The following is an 18,804-nucleotide window of genomic DNA, read 5'->3' as shown; positions in this document are numbered from 1 at the left end:
AAACGGGTTGACATATCGATAAATCCCGATATAATGATACGTATGAAACCAATCGAAGTTTTTAAAGCGCTGTCCAATGAATCAAGGCTTGAAATATTGCAGTGGCTCAAGGAACCGGAACAACATTTTACACCCCACGAAGGGATTGATATGAGGAAAGTCGGGGTATGCGTAACCCAGGTGACCGAGAAATTGAATATGACGCAGTCCACCGCATCGCAATATTTATCGATTCTGCATCGGGCGGGTTTGATCAAGACGGAGCGGCTTGGGAAATTTACGTATTATAAGCGGGATGAAGAGGCTATCCGAGAAATTGGAGAGTATTTAAAGCAGGAGATTTAGAGCAGGTACTGAATGATTCCTTCAAAAAAAAGGAAATATTCAGTATTGTCTCGCACCACACATCTAGATATTGCGATATGTCTTTTTATTGGTTTAACATATCGACAAATCGTGATATATAAATATTATTAAAGGAGTGGAAATACAATCATGACGAGTGCTTGGAAAATTTACTTTTTAGCGATCGTTAGTTTTTTAGTAGGAACATCGGAGTATATTATATCGGGAGTTTTGGATAAAATTGCGGATTCGTTAGGAATTACGATAACCGCAGCCGGTCAGCTGATCACGATTTTCTCATTGGTCTACGCGATTTTAACCCCCGTTCTTATGGCACTGACCGCTAGAATGGAGAGACGGAAGCTGTTGGTTTATTCATTGGGTATTTTTGTGATCGCAAATCTGCTGTCATTTGCCCTTCCGGGGTATATTCCGTTTGTAATTGCGCGCGTTATTATGGCGATGGGCGCAGGAATGGTAGTTGTAACTGCGCTCGGGATCGCCGCCAAAATCGCGCCGCCGGGTAAACAGGCGAGTTCGATCGCTACGGTTGTCATGGGCTTCACGGCTTCCCTGATTATCGGCGTCCCTCTCGGCCGTGTCGTAGCTGCTGCTTTTGGATGGAAATCAGTGTTCGGTTTCATTGCCGTTCTGGGGGTTGTTTCCATGATCGTGCTGTACAAGGCGATTCCCCACACCAAAGGAGATGCTCCCGTACCGCTGCTCCAGCAATTCGCACTGCTCAAAAAGCCTAAAGTCGCACTCGGTTTGGCGATCACCTTCTTCTGGCTGGGCGGGTATTCTATTGCCTATACGTACCTGTCTCCTTACCTTCTTCATGTTAGCGGTCTGAACGAAGGTCTGATTAGTGCGGCGCTGTTTGCCTTTGGCATTGCCAGCCTTATTGGCTCCAAGTTCGGCGGATTCAGTACGGATCGATGGGGAGTGCCGCTTACATTAACAGGGGGCATGATGCTGCATATTCTCGCGTTAATCGTTCTGACTTTTACTCAAGCAGCCGTATCGGCCATCCCCGTATTTGCAATTCTTGTTATATGGTCGTTATCCGCCTGGTCTTCCGGTCCGACACAGCAGTATAATCTCGTTCAGCTGGAGCCGAATTCATCGGGGGTCATGCTAGGCCTGAACCAATCCGTGATGCAGCTCGCCATGGCTGCTGGCGCAGGCATCGGAGGAGTTGCCGTTGAGCAATGGTCCTTGTCATCCATCACCTGGATCGGTGCCGGGGGCGTTGCCATAGCCATGGTCGTGTCGTTTGTACTTTTCCGTTTAGGAAAGCGGGAGAGCATGGGGCGCGCGCCATTGGAAGCTTAATGAATAACCACTGATGACGCAGTGCTGTGGGATAGCTTAAAATGCAGCATTTCATACTTTCGTAAACGAAAGAATCCATGAGACATCTCCTTTCTTCTCAGCGATGAGAGTCATCAATTTGACGCCCCAAAACCAGAAAGTTTATGCTATGATCAATGGATGGCGGAAAATTTGGTTCCAAATTTTGCGAAGGAGGAGATGCGATTGGCTAAGCTCAAAGATATTGCCGAACGGGTCGGGGTATCCATATCTACGGTTTCGCGTGCCATCAGCAATGATGCAAGCCGTCCGGTCAGCGAGGATACCAAGCAGAAAATCCGGCAGGCGGCGCTTGATCTTGGTTATAAACTGCCTGAGTCATCCCAAAGCGTACATGATAACGGCATAGCCGATAAGCGGGTTGTCTGCGTCGTTCCCCAAAACCTGATGGACGACCACCCGTATTTCTCAACGGTTCTTGCCGGTTTCCATAAAAAAATGGAGGAGCTCGGACAGCCCCCGGCGATCGTTCGTACATGCGAGGAAGTCGCCGATGCGGACAAAATACGCCTCATGCTGAGGGAGACAGGAGCTCAGGGGATTGTAGCCGTCAGTTGGTATGACAAGGAGCTGTTTGAACTGATACAGCAGGCCGGCGTTGCCATCATGGGAGTGAGTTTGAATGATGAGCGGCTGACCGTACCGGTTGTAGACTGTGACCGGATTTCATCCGCGAGGGCAGCCGTAAGCCACCTGATTGACCAGGGACACACGCGAATCGCCTATATCGGGGGGCCTGCGTATTCCAAGCAGATGGAGAGCGAAGAACGGTATGTTGGATATAAATTCGCTATGCTGGAAGCCAACCTGGAGGTGCGCGAGGAGTGGCTGATGAATACCGGATGGAATGTGGATCGAAGCTTCAGCAAGCTGTCCGAGCTGCTCGGAGGCCTTCCCAAAGAGCAATGGCCAACGGCTGTTTTTTGTGCCAGCGACATGCTGGCCATTCCGGCGATGCGTGCCGTTGTCGAGAATCAAGGCAGAATCCCGGAAGATATCGCGATCGTGGGGATGGATAACATTGATGTGGCCCAGTATACAACGCCCCCGTTAAGCTCTGTCTCCGTGCCGAAGTATGAAATCGGCAGGGTAGCTGCCAAATCAATCGTGGATTATTTGGACGGGCATTTCAAGGTGGCAACCAAAATATTGCTGCCATGCTCATTGATTGTTCGGGAGTCTTCAAGTTTTACCAGAACACACATTTAACTAACTCGATATGTTCGATTAGTTAACATTAAATATGAAATAAAGATTATTGAACAGCTGTCGGCTTGAAATCCGATAGCTGTTTTTTGTGCTTTCTCATCCAAACATTGAGGTTTTTGGGCCAAAACAATCCAAAAAAGTATTTGACAATGCCATATTGCTATATTATCATGAGTGGAAATCAACCAGATGTTTGGAATGATATTTCTGGTCTTGGTAACTGCTAAACGATTCTTCGCATAACTTCACTCTAGTCATTAATTTCGTTTTCATCCCTTGTAATATAAAGGTTTTGATAATAGAAAGAATTCCTCCCATTCATGAAATAGGCCCTTCGCATGGTGCCTTATATACCAGTATGGATCCAAATTTAATCCGTAATCATCCAAAAATATATCCAAAATCACTCCAAGCAAATGAAATAACACCCGCCTGCTCGGGTCTTATTTATAAATTAATTTGGCGTTACTATACCTAACATATAGGGGTGTTGCAATAACCGTATTTTAACAAACGGCTAGCTGAGGCGGTGGTAGCTTAGTCATATGACGGATTGCATAGCAAAGGAGGGAAATCAGTAACGAGTACTTTTCAAGCTCGATGCATGTAAAGAAACTGATCCGCTGGTTGAGCGGATACCCATGTTTTGATGGCAAGTCAGAATCGCTTTGCTGGTGAAACGAGGTTAATCCAATCCCATACATACGAGGTGATGCTCATTGGCAAATACGCCCCTGCACTCCGCAGCAACCGTGGTTCCCGAAACGAAACGTAAGCGCTTACTGTGGAATCGCGTCTTACGCAATTGGCAGCTTTATGCCCTGATTTCACCGGTCATCGCCTATTACATCCTGTTCCAGTATGTTCCGATGTACGGCATCCAGATCGCCTTTAAGGATTTTATAGCAACGCAGGGGATATGGGGCAGTCCCTGGGTCGGCTTTGAGCACTTCGATCGCTTTTTCAACAGTTATTATTTCTGGCGCCTGATCAAGAACACGCTGGGCATCGGTTTATACAGTCTTGCCGTCGGTTTTCCGATCCCGATTATTCTGGCTTTGCTCATGAACGAGGTTCGGGCTGAACGGTTCAAGAAATTCGTGCAGACCATCACATATGCGCCTCACTTTCTCTCTACCGTGGTCGTTGTCGGGATGATGATGATTTTCCTGTCGCCCCGTTACGGCATCATCAATCATTTTATTGAAATGTTCGGCGGTCAGCCGATCAATTTCATGACTGAACCCTCTTGGTTTAAGTCTCTTTACGTTCTGTCGGATGTATGGCAGACCATGGGCTGGAGCTCCATTATTTATTTGGCTGCCCTTGCCGGCATTGACAACCAGCTGCACGAAGCGGCGCGCGTCGATGGTGCAACCAGGCTTCAGCGCATATGGCATATTAACATCCCTGGCATCATGCCAACGATCATCATCCTCTTGATCCTCAATATGGGCAGCATTATGGGTATCGGGTTCGAAAAGGTGCTCCTGATGCAAAACAACCTGAATATGGAGAGCTCCGACATTATAGCCACCTACGTCTACCGAATGGGGATCCAGAATGCCGAGTACAGTTTCTCCGCTGCCATTGGATTGTTTAATTCCATCATCAATTTTGTCCTGCTGGTTGTTGTGAACTTTATTTCGAAGCGCGTGAGCGAGACCAGTCTTTGGTAAAGAGGGGAGTGAAAGAACCATGCAAATTGAAACCAGAGGGGACCGCATTTTTAATGTTATCAATTATACGATTCTGATCCTGGTTACCATCATTGTCATGTACCCGCTGGTTTTTGTGCTCAGCGCATCGTTTAGCGACCCGCAGGCGGTTCTGAGGGGCGAGATGCTGCTGTGGCCCAAGGGCGTTAACCTGAATTCCTACGTAAAAATTTTTCAGAACAAGGATATCATCAGCGGCTTTTCCAACACGCTGGTATATACGTCGCTTGGCACGTTCATTAATCTCACGATGACCATCCTTGCCGCCTATCCGCTGTCCCGGAAGGATTTTGTCGGGCGAAATGCGATCATGGCGCTGCTGGTCTTCACGATGTTTTTCAGCGGAGGACTCATTCCTACATATTTGCTGATCAAGAACCTCGGCATGCTGAATACGCTCTGGGTCATGATTATCCCGAATGCCGTATCCATCTGGAACATCATCATTATGCGCACCTTCTTTCAGCAGTCCATACCCGGCGAGCTGCAGGAGGCCGCGACGATTGATGGATGCTCGAACATTAAAATCCTGACCCGTATTATACTGCCGCTGTCCATGCCGATTATCGCTGTGACCATATTGTTCTATGCGGTCGGTCATTGGAATGCGTTCTTCAATGCACTTCTGTATGTATCGGATAAAGATAAATTTCCGCTGCAGCTCATCCTGCGCGAAATTTTGATTCAGGGACAAACGAACGATATGGTCAAAATGTCGACCGAATCGGCGATCAAGCAGCAGAGGGAAGTGGAGGGCATTAAGTACGCGGTGCTGGTCGTGGCGAATATTCCGGTGCTGGCCCTCTATCCGTTCCTGCAGCGATATTTTGTCAAAGGCGTGATGATTGGGGCCATCAAAGGATAATTTCTTGCATGGAAATATGGATGGAACATGAAAAGGGGAGGATTACGGATGAAGCTGAAGCAATGGGGAAGTCTTCTGTTGACCTGCATGTTGTCGGTATCGCTGGCGGTGGGCTGCAGCTCGAAAGGTTCGGGAGGAACGGCTCAATCGGACCCTTCGAGTGAAGGGAAATCCGCGATAAATGAAACGGGTTTTCCGATTGTCGACGACAAGATGACGGTGACCGGTTTTGCCGGAAAGTTCTTTGCCAACGCCGACTGGAACAACATCAGGCTGTGGCAGGAATATGAGAAAATGACCAATATTCAGGTGCAGTGGGACACGGTGCACAAAGACAATTTGGCGGAAAAACGGAACTTGCTGCTGGCCGGCGGCGATTATCCGGAAATGTTCTATGCTTCCGCATTTCCAAGGACAGACCTGCTGAAATACGGCAAGCAGGGCGCTTTTATTCCGCTGAATGACCTGATTGATCAACACGCTCCGAATTTTAAAGCCCTCATGGAAAAGTATCCGGTTATCGAGAAGGGGATTACAATGCCGGACGGCAACATTTACGGGCTGCCGACGATATACGATCCGGAATTCCGGTCCGTGCTGTACGGAACGCCGTGGGTGAAGTCGGAGTGGCTGACCAAGCTTGGCCTTCAAGAGCCGCAGACGCTGGATGAATTCTACGATATGTTGAAGGCGTTCAAAGAGAAGGATCCGAACGGCAACGGCCAGAAGGATGAATATGCCTGGGGCGGCGTGGGGACTGCCGGCATCGTCAACTATTTGCGCGGCTCGTTCGGTCTCAATTATCACGGAACTTCGAACATTAACGTGGATACCGATCCGGCGAGCGGAAAGGTCCGGTTCATTCCGACGGATCCAAGATACAAGGAACTGCTTCAATTCGTGAACAAGCTGTACAAGGACGGCCTGCTGGAGCAGGATATCATGTCCGTGAAGAGCACGGAGGTGGACGCCAAAGGCGTTGAAGGCCTTCTCGGCGTTGTTGATAACGTGGATCCGGTCGCCATCTACAATCAGGAGGGTTATGTGGGGCTGCCGGTATTGAAGGGGCCGCACGGCGACCAGATGTTCAGCGCCACGGGCTCTCCGCTGGGGAACATCGGGATGTTTGTACTGACCGATAAAGCGAAGAACCCGGCCGCGCTCATCCGCTGGATGGATTACTTCTACAGCGACGAAGGCATCCGCATGTTCTTCATGGGCTGGAAAGACGAAACGTATAAGGAAGATGCAGAAGGCAATGTGGATTACGTGGACGACATCAAGAACAATCCGGAAGGTCTCAATCTGGACCAGGCGGTAGGTCAGTATCTGATATGGCCCGGCGGATATTATCCGGGCTTCGTGACCCAGAAGTATTTCAAGGGAGCGGAAGGCCTACCGACTTCTGTAGAGAACGCAAAAAAAGCCGAGCCGTACGTCATCCCTCAAGACAAGGTCTGGCCGCCGTTTAACTTTACGGCCGATGAGCAGTCCGAGCTTACCGGTATCCAAACCGACATTCACACATACGTGGATGAAATGCGGGATAAATTCATAGCTGGGAACGAGTCCTTTGATAACTGGGACCAATATGTAGCTAACCTGCAAAAAATGGGCTCGGAGCGCTATCTGGCCATTTACCAGTCCGCGGCAGATCGATATACCAAATAAACACGTGTACAGAACCTAAAAGGAGCGACATGTTATGACACAATTGAAAGCCATATTGATCGGGGCCGGCGCTCGCGGCGCCGGGGGGTATGCCCCCTATGCCCTGGATTACCCGCACGAGTTGACCTTCGTGGCCGTGGCCGAGGCCGATCCGGCGCGGCGCATCCGATTTGCCGAGAGGTTCGGAATTCCGCCGGAACAGTGCTATGAATCCTGGGAGCCGCTGCTGGCGGAGCCAAAGCTTGCCGATATCGCCGTCATTTGCACGCAGGATCGCATGCATTATGGCCCAACCATGCAAGCGCTGGAGAAACAGTATCATGTACTTCTGGAGAAACCGATGTCTCCGGAACCGAAGGAGTGTCTTGAGATGGAGCAGGCGGCCATTCGCAACAACCGGCTGCTGACCATATGCCATGTTCTGAGATATACCCCTTTTTGGAGTACCATTAAACGCGTGATTCAGGAAGGGACCATCGGTGAGGTGGCTTCGATCCAGCTGAACGAGAATGTGGGATACTGGCATATCGCGCACAGCTTTGTGCGGGGGAACTGGAATCATTCCGACAAGGCCAGCCCGATGATACTGGCCAAATCCTGTCATGACATGGATGTGCTGTCGTGGCTGATGGACCGGCCTTGCACGCAGGTCACTTCGTTTGGCTCCCTGATGCATTTCCGTGAGGAGCAGGCCCCCGAAGGTTCGGCCGACCGCTGCCTCGATTGCCAGGTAGAAGCAACCTGTCCATATTCGGCCCCCCGGTTTTACTTGAGCGATCAGTACAAGGGATGGGCGGGGCATTTCACCCAGGAGCTGACCAAGCCGAACATCATTCAGGGGCTTCGCGATACGGACTATGGCCGCTGCGTATATCGGAGCGATAACAATGTGGTCGATCATCAGGTCGTCAACATGGAGTTTGAAGGCGGCGCCACTGCAATGTTCAGCATGTGCGGGTTTACGTATGAACAGGAGCGCAGAATTCAGATCATGGGCACCCGCGGCGAGCTTCGGGGAGAGGAAGGCAAGATTACGGTTTACGATTTCCTGACCGGGCAGAAAACGGAGATTACGATTCCTTCGCAGTCGAGCGGACATGGCGGGGGCGACAGCGGAATTGTGGCGAGCTTCCTGAAGGAGGTTCGGAGCTATAACGGGCAGGAGAGCCTGACGTCGGCCAGTGCCTCCGTGCGGAGCCATCTGATTGCGTTCGCAGCGGAGAAATCGAGGCTGAATCACGGCCAATCCATCAATTTGAACGAATATGCGAGGGAATTGATGGCAGAAGAAAATGCGGTGAAATAAAAGAAATTATATTAAAAATACATCATATGAAAAATTATCAATAGATAGTTTCTTACAGGAGATCCGATCACCATGGATGAGAGTGATGCGATCGAACTGCTTCGGTATGCTCCATATACGATGGCGGTTGCAGTCCATATGGAAGCGAACAACCACTGTCTTGTGACAAGAGAGGAGCTGTCAAGTCGTCTGACAGCGGAAGATCTGCGCGCCCAAATCAAGATTCCGCAGGATGGCGAATGGGTCGAATGGAACGCGTAATGCGCAACAGCTGGCATAACAGCGGAAACAGCTAGCTGTCAGCGGATGGTTTCAGTAGCAGTTAGACAGTTTGAACTGATATAATCTATGCAGGAAGCTCCGTGATACGGAGCTTTTTTTTGTTATCCCACCTCATCTACTCTTTTCCTAAAAAATAATCCCATTCCATCAGGAACGATATGTAATCCTGACATACTAGATGTCAGGATTCATGCTTTATCATTCGATTCAGAAGTCAAAAACTACGAGACGCGAGGAGTGTTACCGATGAAACTCGACCGGCTGCTAGGCATTACGATGGAATTGTTGACCAAACAAAGAGTGACGGCCACGGCGCTTGCCGCCCGGTATGAAGTCTCGGTTCGTACGATCTACCGCGATGTAGACCTCATTAATCAGGCTGGCATTCCGGTTGCTTCCTATCCCGGTGCGGATGGCGGCTTTGAATTGATGAACGGGTTCTATCTGACGAGGCAGCACTTCTCCGTTGACGATTTTTTGGCGATCTACAATCTTTTGAAGGGCGTCGAAGGGACTGTGAAGGGGAGATACACTTCCATCCTGAATAAGCTTGGAACCCTGCAGCCTGCCCTGTTGAACGGAGGATGTCATGAACAAATTCTATTCGATATGAGCACGTCGGAGCATGAGCGGGCATGGGTACGACCCATTCTAAATGCCATTGAACGCTCGAACCTGATGACCCTTCACTATACGAGTACATCCGGCAGCCGCTCGGAGCGGCAAGTGGAGCCGCTGCAGCTGTACTGGGAACAAGGCGTGTGGTATTTGGAGGCCTACTGCTTGTTAAAACAGGGGAAACGAATCTTCAGAGTATCGCGCATATCCAGTCTTGAAATATCCACCGACACGTTCATCCCAAGAGGAAACCTGGTGCGGGAGGATCAGGAGGCGGTGCAGGGCATACAGGCTCATCTCCGTTTCGATTCATCCGCCGGACCGAGGGTGACCGAGCAATTTCCGGAGGCTTTCATCTCCGGGGAGGGATTCCTAGATGTCCGAACGGTGTTCTATACCAAAGCCTATGCCATCTCGGTGATTTTAAGCTACGGTGCAAAGGTGGAGATCATCTCTCCGCCGGAATTGAAGGACGAACTGCTGCAGGAGCTGGAGGAAATCCGTAAACGTTATGAATGATGGACCATGAACAATGAACAATGAATGAATATGAACCGTTAGATTAAAACTCGAGGAGGAAGTTTCATATGACCGTTTTGGTAACAGGAGCTACAGGAACCGTTGGAAAACATATCGTGCAGCAGCTTGTGCAGCGAGGCATAGAAGTGAGGGCGATATCACGCAATCCGCAGCAAGCGAATCTGCCGGAGGGTGTACAGGTGGTAGCCGGGAATCTCAATGACCCGGATAGCCTGATCCCCGCCATGCAAGGCGTGAGGGCCATGCATTTGATCATTTCCAGTGATGAGGCATACGGGACCCTGCAGACGGATCCGCGGATTATTGAGCTTGCCGAGAAGGCTGGCATACAGCGGGTAACGGTATTGGTGGGCTATGAAGAAGGGCCTGTGGAAGCTGCACTTCGAGACAGCGGAATGGAGTGGACTTTGCTCAAGCCATGCGAGTTTATGGCGAATATTCTGGTGGATTGGCAGGAATCGATCCGCCACGAAGGAGTCGTTCGTGAGCCGTTCGGCCATGCGCTGAGTGCGAGAATCCACGAAGCCGATATCGCTCGCGTTGCCGTCGCCGCACTTCTTGAGGAAGGTCACCATGGACAAGAATATTTCCTTACGGGACCGGAAGCCCTCTCGCGATTCGAAGCGGTTCGGATTATAAGCGAGGTAACAGGCAGGGACATCCGCTTTGTGGAACTGACCGAGGAACAGGCGAGAGCGAAATGGAGAGAGCAAGGCTATGACGAGGAGTCGATTGAATTTTTTGTGCAAATGGGAAAAAATCCGCCCGAGATCGGTTATACGGTATTACCGACGGTAGCGCAGGTCACAGGGCGGCCGGCAGCCACGCTTGCTGATTGGGTCCGTGATCATAAGGACGATTTTTAAGGGCAAGCAGCATGGCAATCTAGAGGTCGATTTGTATAGGAAGAGGAGGAGTTGTGAAACTTGCCTTACGCCATTGAAACGAAAGAGCTTCGCAAATCTTATAACGGCATTGGGGTCGTTCAAGGAATGGATCTGCGAGTGGAGCAAGGAGAGCTGTTTGCCTTGTTGGGTCCGAACGGCGCCGGAAAAACAACCACCATTCATATGTTATCCACCCTGGTTAAGCCGGATGGGGGATTCGCATGCGTGGCCGGGTATGATGTCGCAAGCAATGCCCGGCACGTTCGAAGAAAGATCAGCCTGACAGGCCAGTTTGCAGCACTGGATGAGGGACTCTCCGGTCTTCAGAATTTAATGTTGGTTTCAAGGCTTTACGGTTATTCGGCGAAATCGGCTCGATCCGTAAGCGAGGAGCTGATCGAATCCTTTGGACTCAGCGAAGCAAAGGACCGCGCGCTGTTGCATTACTCTGGCGGGATGCGGAGGCGGCTGGATATTGCCGCCAGTATCGTTACGAAACCCGACGTTATTTTTCTGGATGAGCCGACAACGGGCCTCGATCCGCAAAGCCGCATTCAAGTGTGGGAGGTTGTAAGGTCGCTTTTGAAACGGGGCACCACCGTGCTGCTGACGACGCAATATCTGGAAGAAGCCGATCAGTTGGCGGACCGGATTGCCGTGATGGATAAGGGGAGCCTGATTGCGGAAGGGACGCCCCGGCAATTGAAGGCTTCCGTTGGCAACAGAACGTTAACCATTCAATTCAACGAACCGGCCGACCAGCACAAGCTGGGTACTTTGTTAAATGAGGAACACGCGTTGACCTTATTGCAGGACGATCATCCCTTGGTACATAAAATTCCGGTGAAGGATGCAAGTGCTGCGAATCAGGCCCTTCATACACTGATGAAGAACGGGTTCGCTATTGAATATTTCGCCTTAAGCGAACCGAGTCTGGATGAGGTCTTTCTGTCACTGACCCGCGCGAAGTCGAAGGGAGGCACGCCATGAGTGTAAGCCATCATACAGCGAATAAGGACGGCGTGCTGCCTGTTCGCCAAGCCGATACCGATCCTCCCCATGCCCTGACGGCGATCCGAATCTTTATGTGGAGAACTTGGCAGCATACGAAGCACAACGGGTTTGGTCTGGTGATGGACGCGGTTCTGTCGCCGGTTCTGCTGCTGTTTATATTTAGTTACTTGTTCGGCGGCGCTATGGCCGGGTCAACCGGGGCTTATATTCAATTCCTATTGCCCGGCATTCTGATCCTGACGGTCGTGCCTATGACGGTGTATAGCGGAACCACGATATGCTCGGATATTACCAAAGGGGTATATAATCGATTTCGAACGCTGCCCTTTTGGCAGCCGGCCTCGGTGCTTGGCTCCATCCTGACGGATGGTGTGCGCTATACAATCGGCGTAATCGTAGCCCTGGGCACGGGGCTTGCGCTGGGCTTCCGACCCGAGGGCAGCGTCATCCAAATGGCACTTGCCATTGCCTTCATCCTGTTCTTTGCATTCGGTGTCAGCTGGATATTTGCGCTGATCGGCGTCGTGGCCAAACGGCCGGAGACGGTATCGGGGTCGAGCATGATCGCGATATACCCGCTGCTGTTCGCCAGCAACATTCTGGTGGATTCGTCGACGATGCCGAAATGGACGGGCATTCTCATCGACCTGAATCCGATCAGCATGGCGGCAGCCACGGTCAGGGGACTGATGAACGGCACGTCAACCATGCCTGTGATCATGACAGGAATCGGGGTCTGCGTAGTGATTATCGCTATTTTCGTTCCACTTACGCTGTATCTGTACCAAACCAAAAACGAGCGGTAAGAGGCATGAAAAAAACCAGGCTTGCATGAGCATGCAGCCTGGTTTTTTATCTATGTCATGACATTATGGTTGATGTAAATCGTTTAGGTGTTTTTGGACCCACGATAAATACACAATACTACAACGGAAAGTATAAGTCTATATTTTTTTCGGGAAACCCCTATACTTAAAGCTATTCTTTAGCAAAGAGGGGGAGGTTCCTAATGCTGAATCCAAGCGAAAGCGCAGAGCGGGAATATCTAGAGTTTGTAGTAAAGGAGCTTCATCGGGCATCGAAGGAATTAGAGGGGAAGGTGTCTGATTCTTACAGGGATATCATTGAAGCCAAGAAGTACCTGTGGGTCAACATGGCCCAATTGGATGCGGCGGAACGGGCAGCCAACCGGGTTGATATTTCCTTGTCCATTGATACGGGTGAGAAGACGGCTGCCAGGCTGCAGAAGATGCGCAAGCTACTCACGTCGCCGTATTTTGGCAGGGTGGATTTCCGATCGAATGAACCGGAAGAAGAAGGTGCCTACTATATTGGCATCCATTCCTTCACGAACCCGGAGAGTCAGGAGCATCTCATTTATGATTGGCGCTCGCCGGTAGCAAGCTTGTTTTATGATTACAATGTCGGTCCTGCGTCGTATGAAGCCCCCATGGGCAGGATGCAAGGCGAAATTACCGTCAAAAGGCAGTACAAAATCAAAGACGGTCAAATGGAATATATGATTGAGAGCTCCATGAACATCAATGACGACGTGCTGCAGAAGGAGCTCAGCAGCACGTCGGACGAGAAGATGAAGAATATTGTGGCTACCATCCAGCAGGAGCAAAATGCCATCATACGAAACGAAACCGCGAATGTGCTGATCATACAGGGGGCGGCAGGTTCAGGCAAAACCTCCGTGGCTCTGCACAGGGTAGCTTTTCTGTTGTACCGCCATAAGGAGACGTTGACTTCCAGCAACGTGCTCATTATATCTCCCCATAAAGTGTTTTCTGATTATATATCCAACGTTCTGCCAGAGCTTGGCGAAGAGAAAATCATGGAGGTTACGATGGAGGAGCTTGCTGCCAAAGAGCTGGGGGGATTATGTCAGTTTCAGACCTTCTTCGAACAGGTGAACGAAATCGTGAGCGCCGATGACGAACAGGCCATTGAACGGATCCGGTATAAGGCCAGCATGCACTTCGTACATGAGCTGGAGGCTTATATGATACATGCCGAGGAGCATTTTTTCCTGGCTGCGGATATTCAGCTGAAAGACGTATGTATTTCGGCTTCGGAGATCAGGGACTGTTATCTTGGCACCATGATCACGCCGATCAGGCAGCGATTGGAGAAGACGGCTTCCATCCTGTCAGGCCGGGTTCGTACAGAGGATGGAGACAGACTGACTGCGGCAGAAGCCAAAAAAGTCAAAACCGCGATCAAGAACATGTTCAAATTTCAAAATGCGCTCAGCATGTACAAGGAATTTTTCTCATATAGGAACAAACCGGACATGTTTGTCATGAACGGAAGAAAAACGATTGAGTATGCGGACGTTTTTCCGCTGCTGTATCTCAAAATGCATTTGGAAGGAAACGCGTCATACGATATGGTGAAGCATCTGCTGGTCGATGAAATGCAGGATTATACACCGATTCAATACGTCGTGCTATCGAAATGGTTTTCGTGCAAAAAAACGATACTTGGGGACAGCAACCAGTCGGTCAACGTATATACGTCCACATCACTGGATGATATCAAGAGCGTATTTCCGCATGCCGATACAATAGAGCTGTTAAAAAGCTATCGTTCCACGCTGGAAATTATGGGACTCGCGAAGCGAATTCATCCGGGCAGCACCATGATTCCCGTGGAGCGGCATGGAGAAGAGCCGCAGGTGATCCGGTGTCGTGACGCCCGGGAGGAGCTGGAGTTCATTCAAGAGCTTAGCCGTCACTTTTTAGATTCCGGGATGCAGACGATGGGGATCATATGCAAAACGTCTTCGCAGGCCCGGCAGGTGTATGAGTCCATCAGGGGGCTTCAGGGCAGCGTGAATCTGCTCGACTTTAGCAGTGAACGCTTTGAGGAGGGAATTACGATCACCTTCGCCCATATGGCCAAGGGTCTGGAATTCGATCAGGTTTTAGTTCCTTTTGCGGACGCCGAAAACTATCGTTCCGAGATGGATCGAAGCTTACTCTATATTGCTTGTACCCGGGCCATGCATAAGCTTTCGCTGACCTATTCGGGCGAGCCGGCACCATGGTTGGCGGTGTGAGCGTGAGCCGAAAATCAGGATAGCGCCATCCATAGGACCACCTTTTAAAAAAGTCGCGACGAATGGTTGCGGCTTTTTTCTTTGGATGATTGGATTGAAATGATATCGGCTCCTGTTACTCAGTATGTCTGAATTTGTATAAATCATATGGCCGTTCGGGAAGGAGGACTGATTTATTTCTAGAACCTATTAATATGGGAGTATCACAGCAAACGTATGGAAGGAGGAACGTAACGGGCTAATCAATCCAATAACGGGACAGGAAGTGATATGGGACATTGGACTCTCATCGAATACTTGGAGACTTTTTCAGGAAGACGTGGCCGTTTTATGTATTGTCGGTTTGCTGTCATCTGGTTGCTAACATCATCCATGTGAACTTCCCAAGGGTACTGGGCAATTTTACGGATGAACTGAAGGATGGTTTATTGTCTGTCGACGGTATCGTGCAGTACAGCTGGACGCTGCTGGGTATCGGTGTCGGGTTCGCCGTCATCGGCGGGATCGGTCAGTTTCTGGTGATGTACACGGGGCGGTATTTCGAATTTATGAACCGCCGCCGATTGTTTGTCCATTTTACGGGGCTCAGTGAGCGATTTTATTCCAAGAATGGCGTTGGCAAGCTGCTAAGTTATTTCATGAATGACGTGACGACGGTAAGGGAAGCGATCTCGATGGGGATCAATCAGACGGCAAACTCCTCCATCCTGCTGGTCTCCACAATCGTCATGCTGCTGATCACGAACGTACCGCTGTATCTGGTGGCTGCGAGCATCGCGCCTTTGCTGCTGATTCCGGTCATTGTCGTTTGGCTCGGACCGATTATCAGAAGAAGATCGTTGCAGGTACAGGAAGCGCTGGGTGTGATGACGGAATCCGCGGAGGAGCAGTTTGGCGGGATCCGTGTCACCAAGAAGTTCGCGGTGGAAGACACGATGAAGCGGCGTTTTGGGACGACGGTGGACCGCATCCGGGACAAGCAGCTGCGGCTGGTACGCGTATCATCGCTTTTTCAATCGATCATTCCGTTTCTGGGCGCTACCTCACTCATTATCGCCCTCTTATTCGGCGGTTACCTGACCATTCTGGGACGGATTACGGTCGGAAACTTTGTCGCATTGACGCTTTACATTCGCATGCTGATGAATCCGCTGCAGCAGATCGGCAATGTCATTAATGTCGTTCAGCGCGCGAGGGCTTCGCTTGACCGATTAAACGACCTGCTTGGCAAGCAGGCCGACATTAAGGAACTGCCTGGCGCCAAGGAGCTGAATCAGGAGAACCCGGGCATTGAAGTGCGTGATTTATCCTTCTCTTACGAGGGTGCGGATGGTCAAGAGGAGGGGGCCAGACAGGTTCTGCGGGGCATTCAATTGGATGTTCCGCCCGGATCGACGCTGGGCATCATTGGCCGCACGGGAAGCGGCAAGACTACGCTTATGAAGCTGCTGCTGCGTACCTTCGACCCGCCTCCGGGGAAAGTGCTGATCGGGGGTGTGGATATTCGGAAGCTTACATTAAAAAGCCTGCGCGAAGGGATCGCCTATGTTCCCCAGGACGGCTTCCTGTTCAGCTCGACCATCCGCGAGAATATTGCCTTCTATAAACGGGACACGGAGCCGGCTGTCGTCGAGGAAGCGGCGCGAAAAGCACGGGTCTACGACAACATCGTGGAGTTTCCGGACAAGTTCGAGACCCGCCTTGGGGAGCGCGGCATTACCCTGTCCGGAGGACAGCGGCAGCGGACCAGCCTTGCACGGGGAATAATCAAGAATGCACCTATCCTCATTCTGGATGATAGCGTAAGCGCCGTCGACGCGGTGACGGAGACGGAAATCATGGAGACGGTTCGGGATATCCGCGCTGGGAGGACTACGATCATTATTGCCCACCGGATCAGTGCATTGAAACATGCCGATGAGATTATCGTCCTGGATCAGGGAGAGATGGTTCAGCGGGGTACGCATGAAGAACTGCTGTCGAAGGACGGACTGTACCGGACGCTGCATGACATTCAGGAAGAGGGGATGAAGTTTCATGGCACAGGCCATTAACAATTGGCAGCTGGACCAGAAGGCGGATCTGAATGCCCCTCAGTCCAAGCCCAAGTATATTTCCACATTCCGTGCTCTATCGGGTTATATGAAGGAATACCGACTGATTTTTGCCGGGTTTATCGGCTGCACCTTGATTGCCATCTCGGCAGAGCTGCTGCAGCCGTATCTGATGAAAATCGCAATCGATGATAATCTGATGGTCGGCAAGAACGATTTTCGGGGCCTGATGCTCATATGCGCTATCTATTTTTTGTTATCGCTGCTCAGCATGGTTTTTACCTATTTGCAAAATAATTTGCTGCAGAAGGCGGGGCAGAGCATTGTAGCGAGCATTCGCAAACGGCTGTTTGCCCATATATCCAAGCTGTCGATGTCATATTTCGATAAAGTGCCGAGCGGCAGCTTGATTACGCATGTGTCCAGTGATACCGAAGCGATCAATCAGTTTTTTAACCAGGTGCTGCTCAGCCTGTTCCGCGACGGCTTCACCTTGATCTTCATTCTGGTCTTGATGTTCCAGCTGGATGTCACGCTGACCTTATACTGCTTGATCCTGCTGCCGATCATTGCGGGGATTGCCATTGCGTTCCGGCGTTATATGCGCCACACCTATCAGATGGCCAGAACGCGGTTATCCCGGCTGGTGGCCTTTGTGGCCGAGAATCTATCGGGGATGAATCTGATCCAAGTGTTCCATCAGCAGAAGGAGCAGGAGAAGCAGTTCGAGGAACGGAACGACTCTTACTTCAAAGCGAACATTCGGGAGATCCGGACGAATGTGCTGTTTAACCGCTCCTACGAAATATTGAACAACTTGGCGATTGCGTTCGTGACGTGGCTCGGCGGACAAGCCGTACTGGGAACGACGCTGGAGTTCGGCGTGCTGTATGCCTTCATAACGTATATCCGTTTATTCTTTCAGCCGATCAACACGATCACCCAGCAGTGGAACACGCTGCAATCGGCAACGGTGGCGATTAACCGGATATGGGGTCTCCTGGCGATTCAGCCTGAGGTTACGGATCAACGCAAGCCGGTGGCCATCGAGAAAGCAAGTGTCGAGGGACGCGTTGAATTTGATCGGATCACGTTCGGTTACGAAGGCGGGGCACCGGTCATTCAGGACCTGGATCTCCATATCAACCCTGGAGAGATGATCGGGATTGTCGGTACCACCGGCGCGGGAAAAAGCTCGCTTATCAGTCTCCTGTGCCGTTTCTATGATGTAAATGAAGGAAGCATTCGAATTGATGGAATCGACATCAGGGAGCTGGCACAGTCCGATCTGCACCGGATGGTAGGCCTTGTTCAGCAGGAGCCGTATCTCTACTCCGGGACGGTGCTGGATAATGTACGGCTGTTCGACGAGACCATCTCGAGGGAACGGGTGATCGAGGCTTGCCGCTTTATCGGTGCGGATTCGATCATCATGAGGATGAGGGAAGGCTATGACACCCGGTTGTCGGAGCGGGGCAGCGGCTTGTCCGCCGGCGAACGGCAGCTGATCTCCTTCGCCCGAATCATTGTGTTCCAGCCCAAGATTCTCATTCTAGACGAAGCGACCGCCAATCTGGATTCGCATACGGAGCAGCTGATTCAGAACGCCCTTCAACTTGTGGCCGAGGGGCGAACGACCCTTGTCATTGCCCATCGCCTATCTACGATCATGGGGGCGGACCGGATTTTGGTCATGAGCAAAGGCCGGATCGTAGAGCAAGGAACGCATCAGGAACTGCTGAACTCCCATGGGTATTATGAAGAGCTGTATCTTCACTCCCAAGGACAGAAGCAGGAGCACGAGGCTGCCGGTTCATTGTATCGTACAAGATAATTGCATTAATTTCTTGCCGG

General features: G+C 50.8%; 15 protein-coding genes. All 15 read left to right on the top strand.

Annotated features, from left to right (window positions below):
• Positions 1-42 precede the first annotated feature (42 nt).
• The 15 genes from MKX98_RS24965 to MKX98_RS24895 all read left to right on the top strand — a co-directional run bounded on the left by MKX98_RS24965 (position 43) and on the right by MKX98_RS24895 (position 18,784).
• The gene (locus tag MKX98_RS24965; protein ID WP_194544911.1) at positions 43-345 is read left to right on the top strand and encodes a metalloregulator ArsR/SmtB family transcription factor; all 303 of its coding nucleotides are present in this window, start codon (positions 43-45) and stop codon (positions 343-345) included.
• A 150-nt stretch (positions 346-495) separates the two neighbouring features.
• The gene (locus tag MKX98_RS24960; protein ID WP_339219025.1) at positions 496-1,680 is read left to right on the top strand and encodes an MFS transporter; all 1,185 of its coding nucleotides are present in this window, start codon (positions 496-498) and stop codon (positions 1,678-1,680) included.
• A gap of 204 nt (positions 1,681-1,884) precedes the next feature.
• On the top strand, positions 1,885-2,928 hold the full coding sequence (locus MKX98_RS24955; RefSeq protein WP_339219023.1) for a LacI family DNA-binding transcriptional regulator: 1,044 nt from the start codon (positions 1,885-1,887) through the stop codon (positions 2,926-2,928).
• A gap of 752 nt (positions 2,929-3,680) precedes the next feature.
• Entirely contained in the window at positions 3,681-4,607 is a 927-nt protein-coding gene (locus MKX98_RS24950; protein ID WP_233355130.1) for an ABC transporter permease subunit, read from the top strand.
• Between the two features lie 19 nt (positions 4,608-4,626).
• Positions 4,627-5,511 carry a carbohydrate ABC transporter permease gene (locus MKX98_RS24945; protein ID WP_339219021.1) on the top strand — a complete coding sequence of 295 codons (885 nt, stop codon included), beginning with the start codon at positions 4,627-4,629 and terminating at the stop codon, positions 5,509-5,511.
• Positions 5,512-5,559: 48 nt separating this feature from the next.
• Positions 5,560-7,182, top strand: a complete 1,623-nt coding sequence (locus MKX98_RS24940; RefSeq protein WP_194544022.1) for an extracellular solute-binding protein — start codon at positions 5,560-5,562, stop codon at positions 7,180-7,182.
• A 34-nt stretch (positions 7,183-7,216) separates the two neighbouring features.
• Entirely contained in the window at positions 7,217-8,488 is a 1,272-nt protein-coding gene (locus MKX98_RS24935) for a Gfo/Idh/MocA family oxidoreductase (protein WP_216530335.1), read from the top strand.
• Positions 8,489-8,560: 72 nt separating this feature from the next.
• Complete coding sequence (locus MKX98_RS24930) at positions 8,561-8,749, top strand: hypothetical protein (protein WP_259445180.1); 189 nt, start codon at positions 8,561-8,563, stop codon at positions 8,747-8,749.
• 267 nt (positions 8,750-9,016) lie between these two features.
• Positions 9,017-9,907, top strand: coding sequence for a YafY family protein (locus tag MKX98_RS24925; RefSeq protein ID WP_339219017.1), 891 nt, complete (start codon positions 9,017-9,019; stop codon positions 9,905-9,907).
• Positions 9,908-9,975: 68 nt separating this feature from the next.
• Complete coding sequence (locus tag MKX98_RS24920) at positions 9,976-10,794, top strand: NAD(P)H-binding protein (RefSeq protein WP_339219015.1); 819 nt, start codon at positions 9,976-9,978, stop codon at positions 10,792-10,794.
• Positions 10,795-10,854: 60 nt separating this feature from the next.
• Complete coding sequence (locus tag MKX98_RS24915) at positions 10,855-11,805, top strand: ATP-binding cassette domain-containing protein (RefSeq protein ID WP_194544018.1); 951 nt, start codon at positions 10,855-10,857, stop codon at positions 11,803-11,805.
• On the top strand, positions 11,802-12,635 hold the full coding sequence (locus tag MKX98_RS24910; protein ID WP_194544017.1) for an ABC transporter permease: 834 nt from the start codon (positions 11,802-11,804) through the stop codon (positions 12,633-12,635). Before MKX98_RS24915 ends, MKX98_RS24910 begins: the two co-directional genes overlap by 4 nt.
• Before the next feature lie 203 nt (positions 12,636-12,838).
• Positions 12,839-14,896: a UvrD-helicase domain-containing protein gene (locus MKX98_RS24905; RefSeq protein ID WP_339219013.1), complete on the top strand. Its 2,058-nt coding sequence runs from the start codon at positions 12,839-12,841 to the stop codon at positions 14,894-14,896.
• 278 nt (positions 14,897-15,174) lie between these two features.
• Complete coding sequence (locus MKX98_RS24900) at positions 15,175-16,950, top strand: ABC transporter ATP-binding protein (protein ID WP_339219011.1); 1,776 nt, start codon at positions 15,175-15,177, stop codon at positions 16,948-16,950.
• Positions 16,934-18,784, top strand: a complete 1,851-nt coding sequence (locus MKX98_RS24895) for an ABC transporter ATP-binding protein (protein ID WP_194544014.1) — start codon at positions 16,934-16,936, stop codon at positions 18,782-18,784. The genes MKX98_RS24900 and MKX98_RS24895 overlap by 17 nt, the downstream gene beginning before the upstream one ends.
• Positions 18,785-18,804: the final 20 nt, after the last annotated feature.

It is taken from the genome of Paenibacillus sp. FSL W7-1332, from assembly GCF_037969785.1.
In the GTDB taxonomy this organism is placed as follows: domain Bacteria; phylum Bacillota; class Bacilli; order Paenibacillales; family Paenibacillaceae; genus Paenibacillus_AQ.
Note: the sequence above shows the minus strand (reverse complement) of the source record. Positions and strands in the feature narration are given on the sequence as shown.

Coding starts and splice junctions, on each gene's coding strand:
- MKX98_RS24965 (WP_194544911.1), top strand. CDS start 43: ATGAAACCAATCGAAGTTTTTAAAGCGCTGTCCAATGAATCAAGGCTT.
- MKX98_RS24960 (WP_339219025.1), top strand. CDS start 496: ATGACGAGTGCTTGGAAAATTTACTTTTTAGCGATCGTTAGTTTTTTA.
- MKX98_RS24945 (WP_339219021.1), top strand. CDS start 4,627: ATGCAAATTGAAACCAGAGGGGACCGCATTTTTAATGTTATCAATTAT.
- MKX98_RS24940 (WP_194544022.1), top strand. CDS start 5,560: ATGAAGCTGAAGCAATGGGGAAGTCTTCTGTTGACCTGCATGTTGTCG.
- MKX98_RS24935 (WP_216530335.1), top strand. CDS start 7,217: ATGACACAATTGAAAGCCATATTGATCGGGGCCGGCGCTCGCGGCGCC.
- MKX98_RS24930 (WP_259445180.1), top strand. CDS start 8,561: ATGGATGAGAGTGATGCGATCGAACTGCTTCGGTATGCTCCATATACG.
- MKX98_RS24925 (WP_339219017.1), top strand. CDS start 9,017: ATGAAACTCGACCGGCTGCTAGGCATTACGATGGAATTGTTGACCAAA.
- MKX98_RS24920 (WP_339219015.1), top strand. CDS start 9,976: ATGACCGTTTTGGTAACAGGAGCTACAGGAACCGTTGGAAAACATATC.
- MKX98_RS24910 (WP_194544017.1), top strand. CDS start 11,802: ATGAGTGTAAGCCATCATACAGCGAATAAGGACGGCGTGCTGCCTGTT.
- MKX98_RS24905 (WP_339219013.1), top strand. CDS start 12,839: ATGCTGAATCCAAGCGAAAGCGCAGAGCGGGAATATCTAGAGTTTGTA.
- MKX98_RS24895 (WP_194544014.1), top strand. CDS start 16,934: ATGGCACAGGCCATTAACAATTGGCAGCTGGACCAGAAGGCGGATCTG.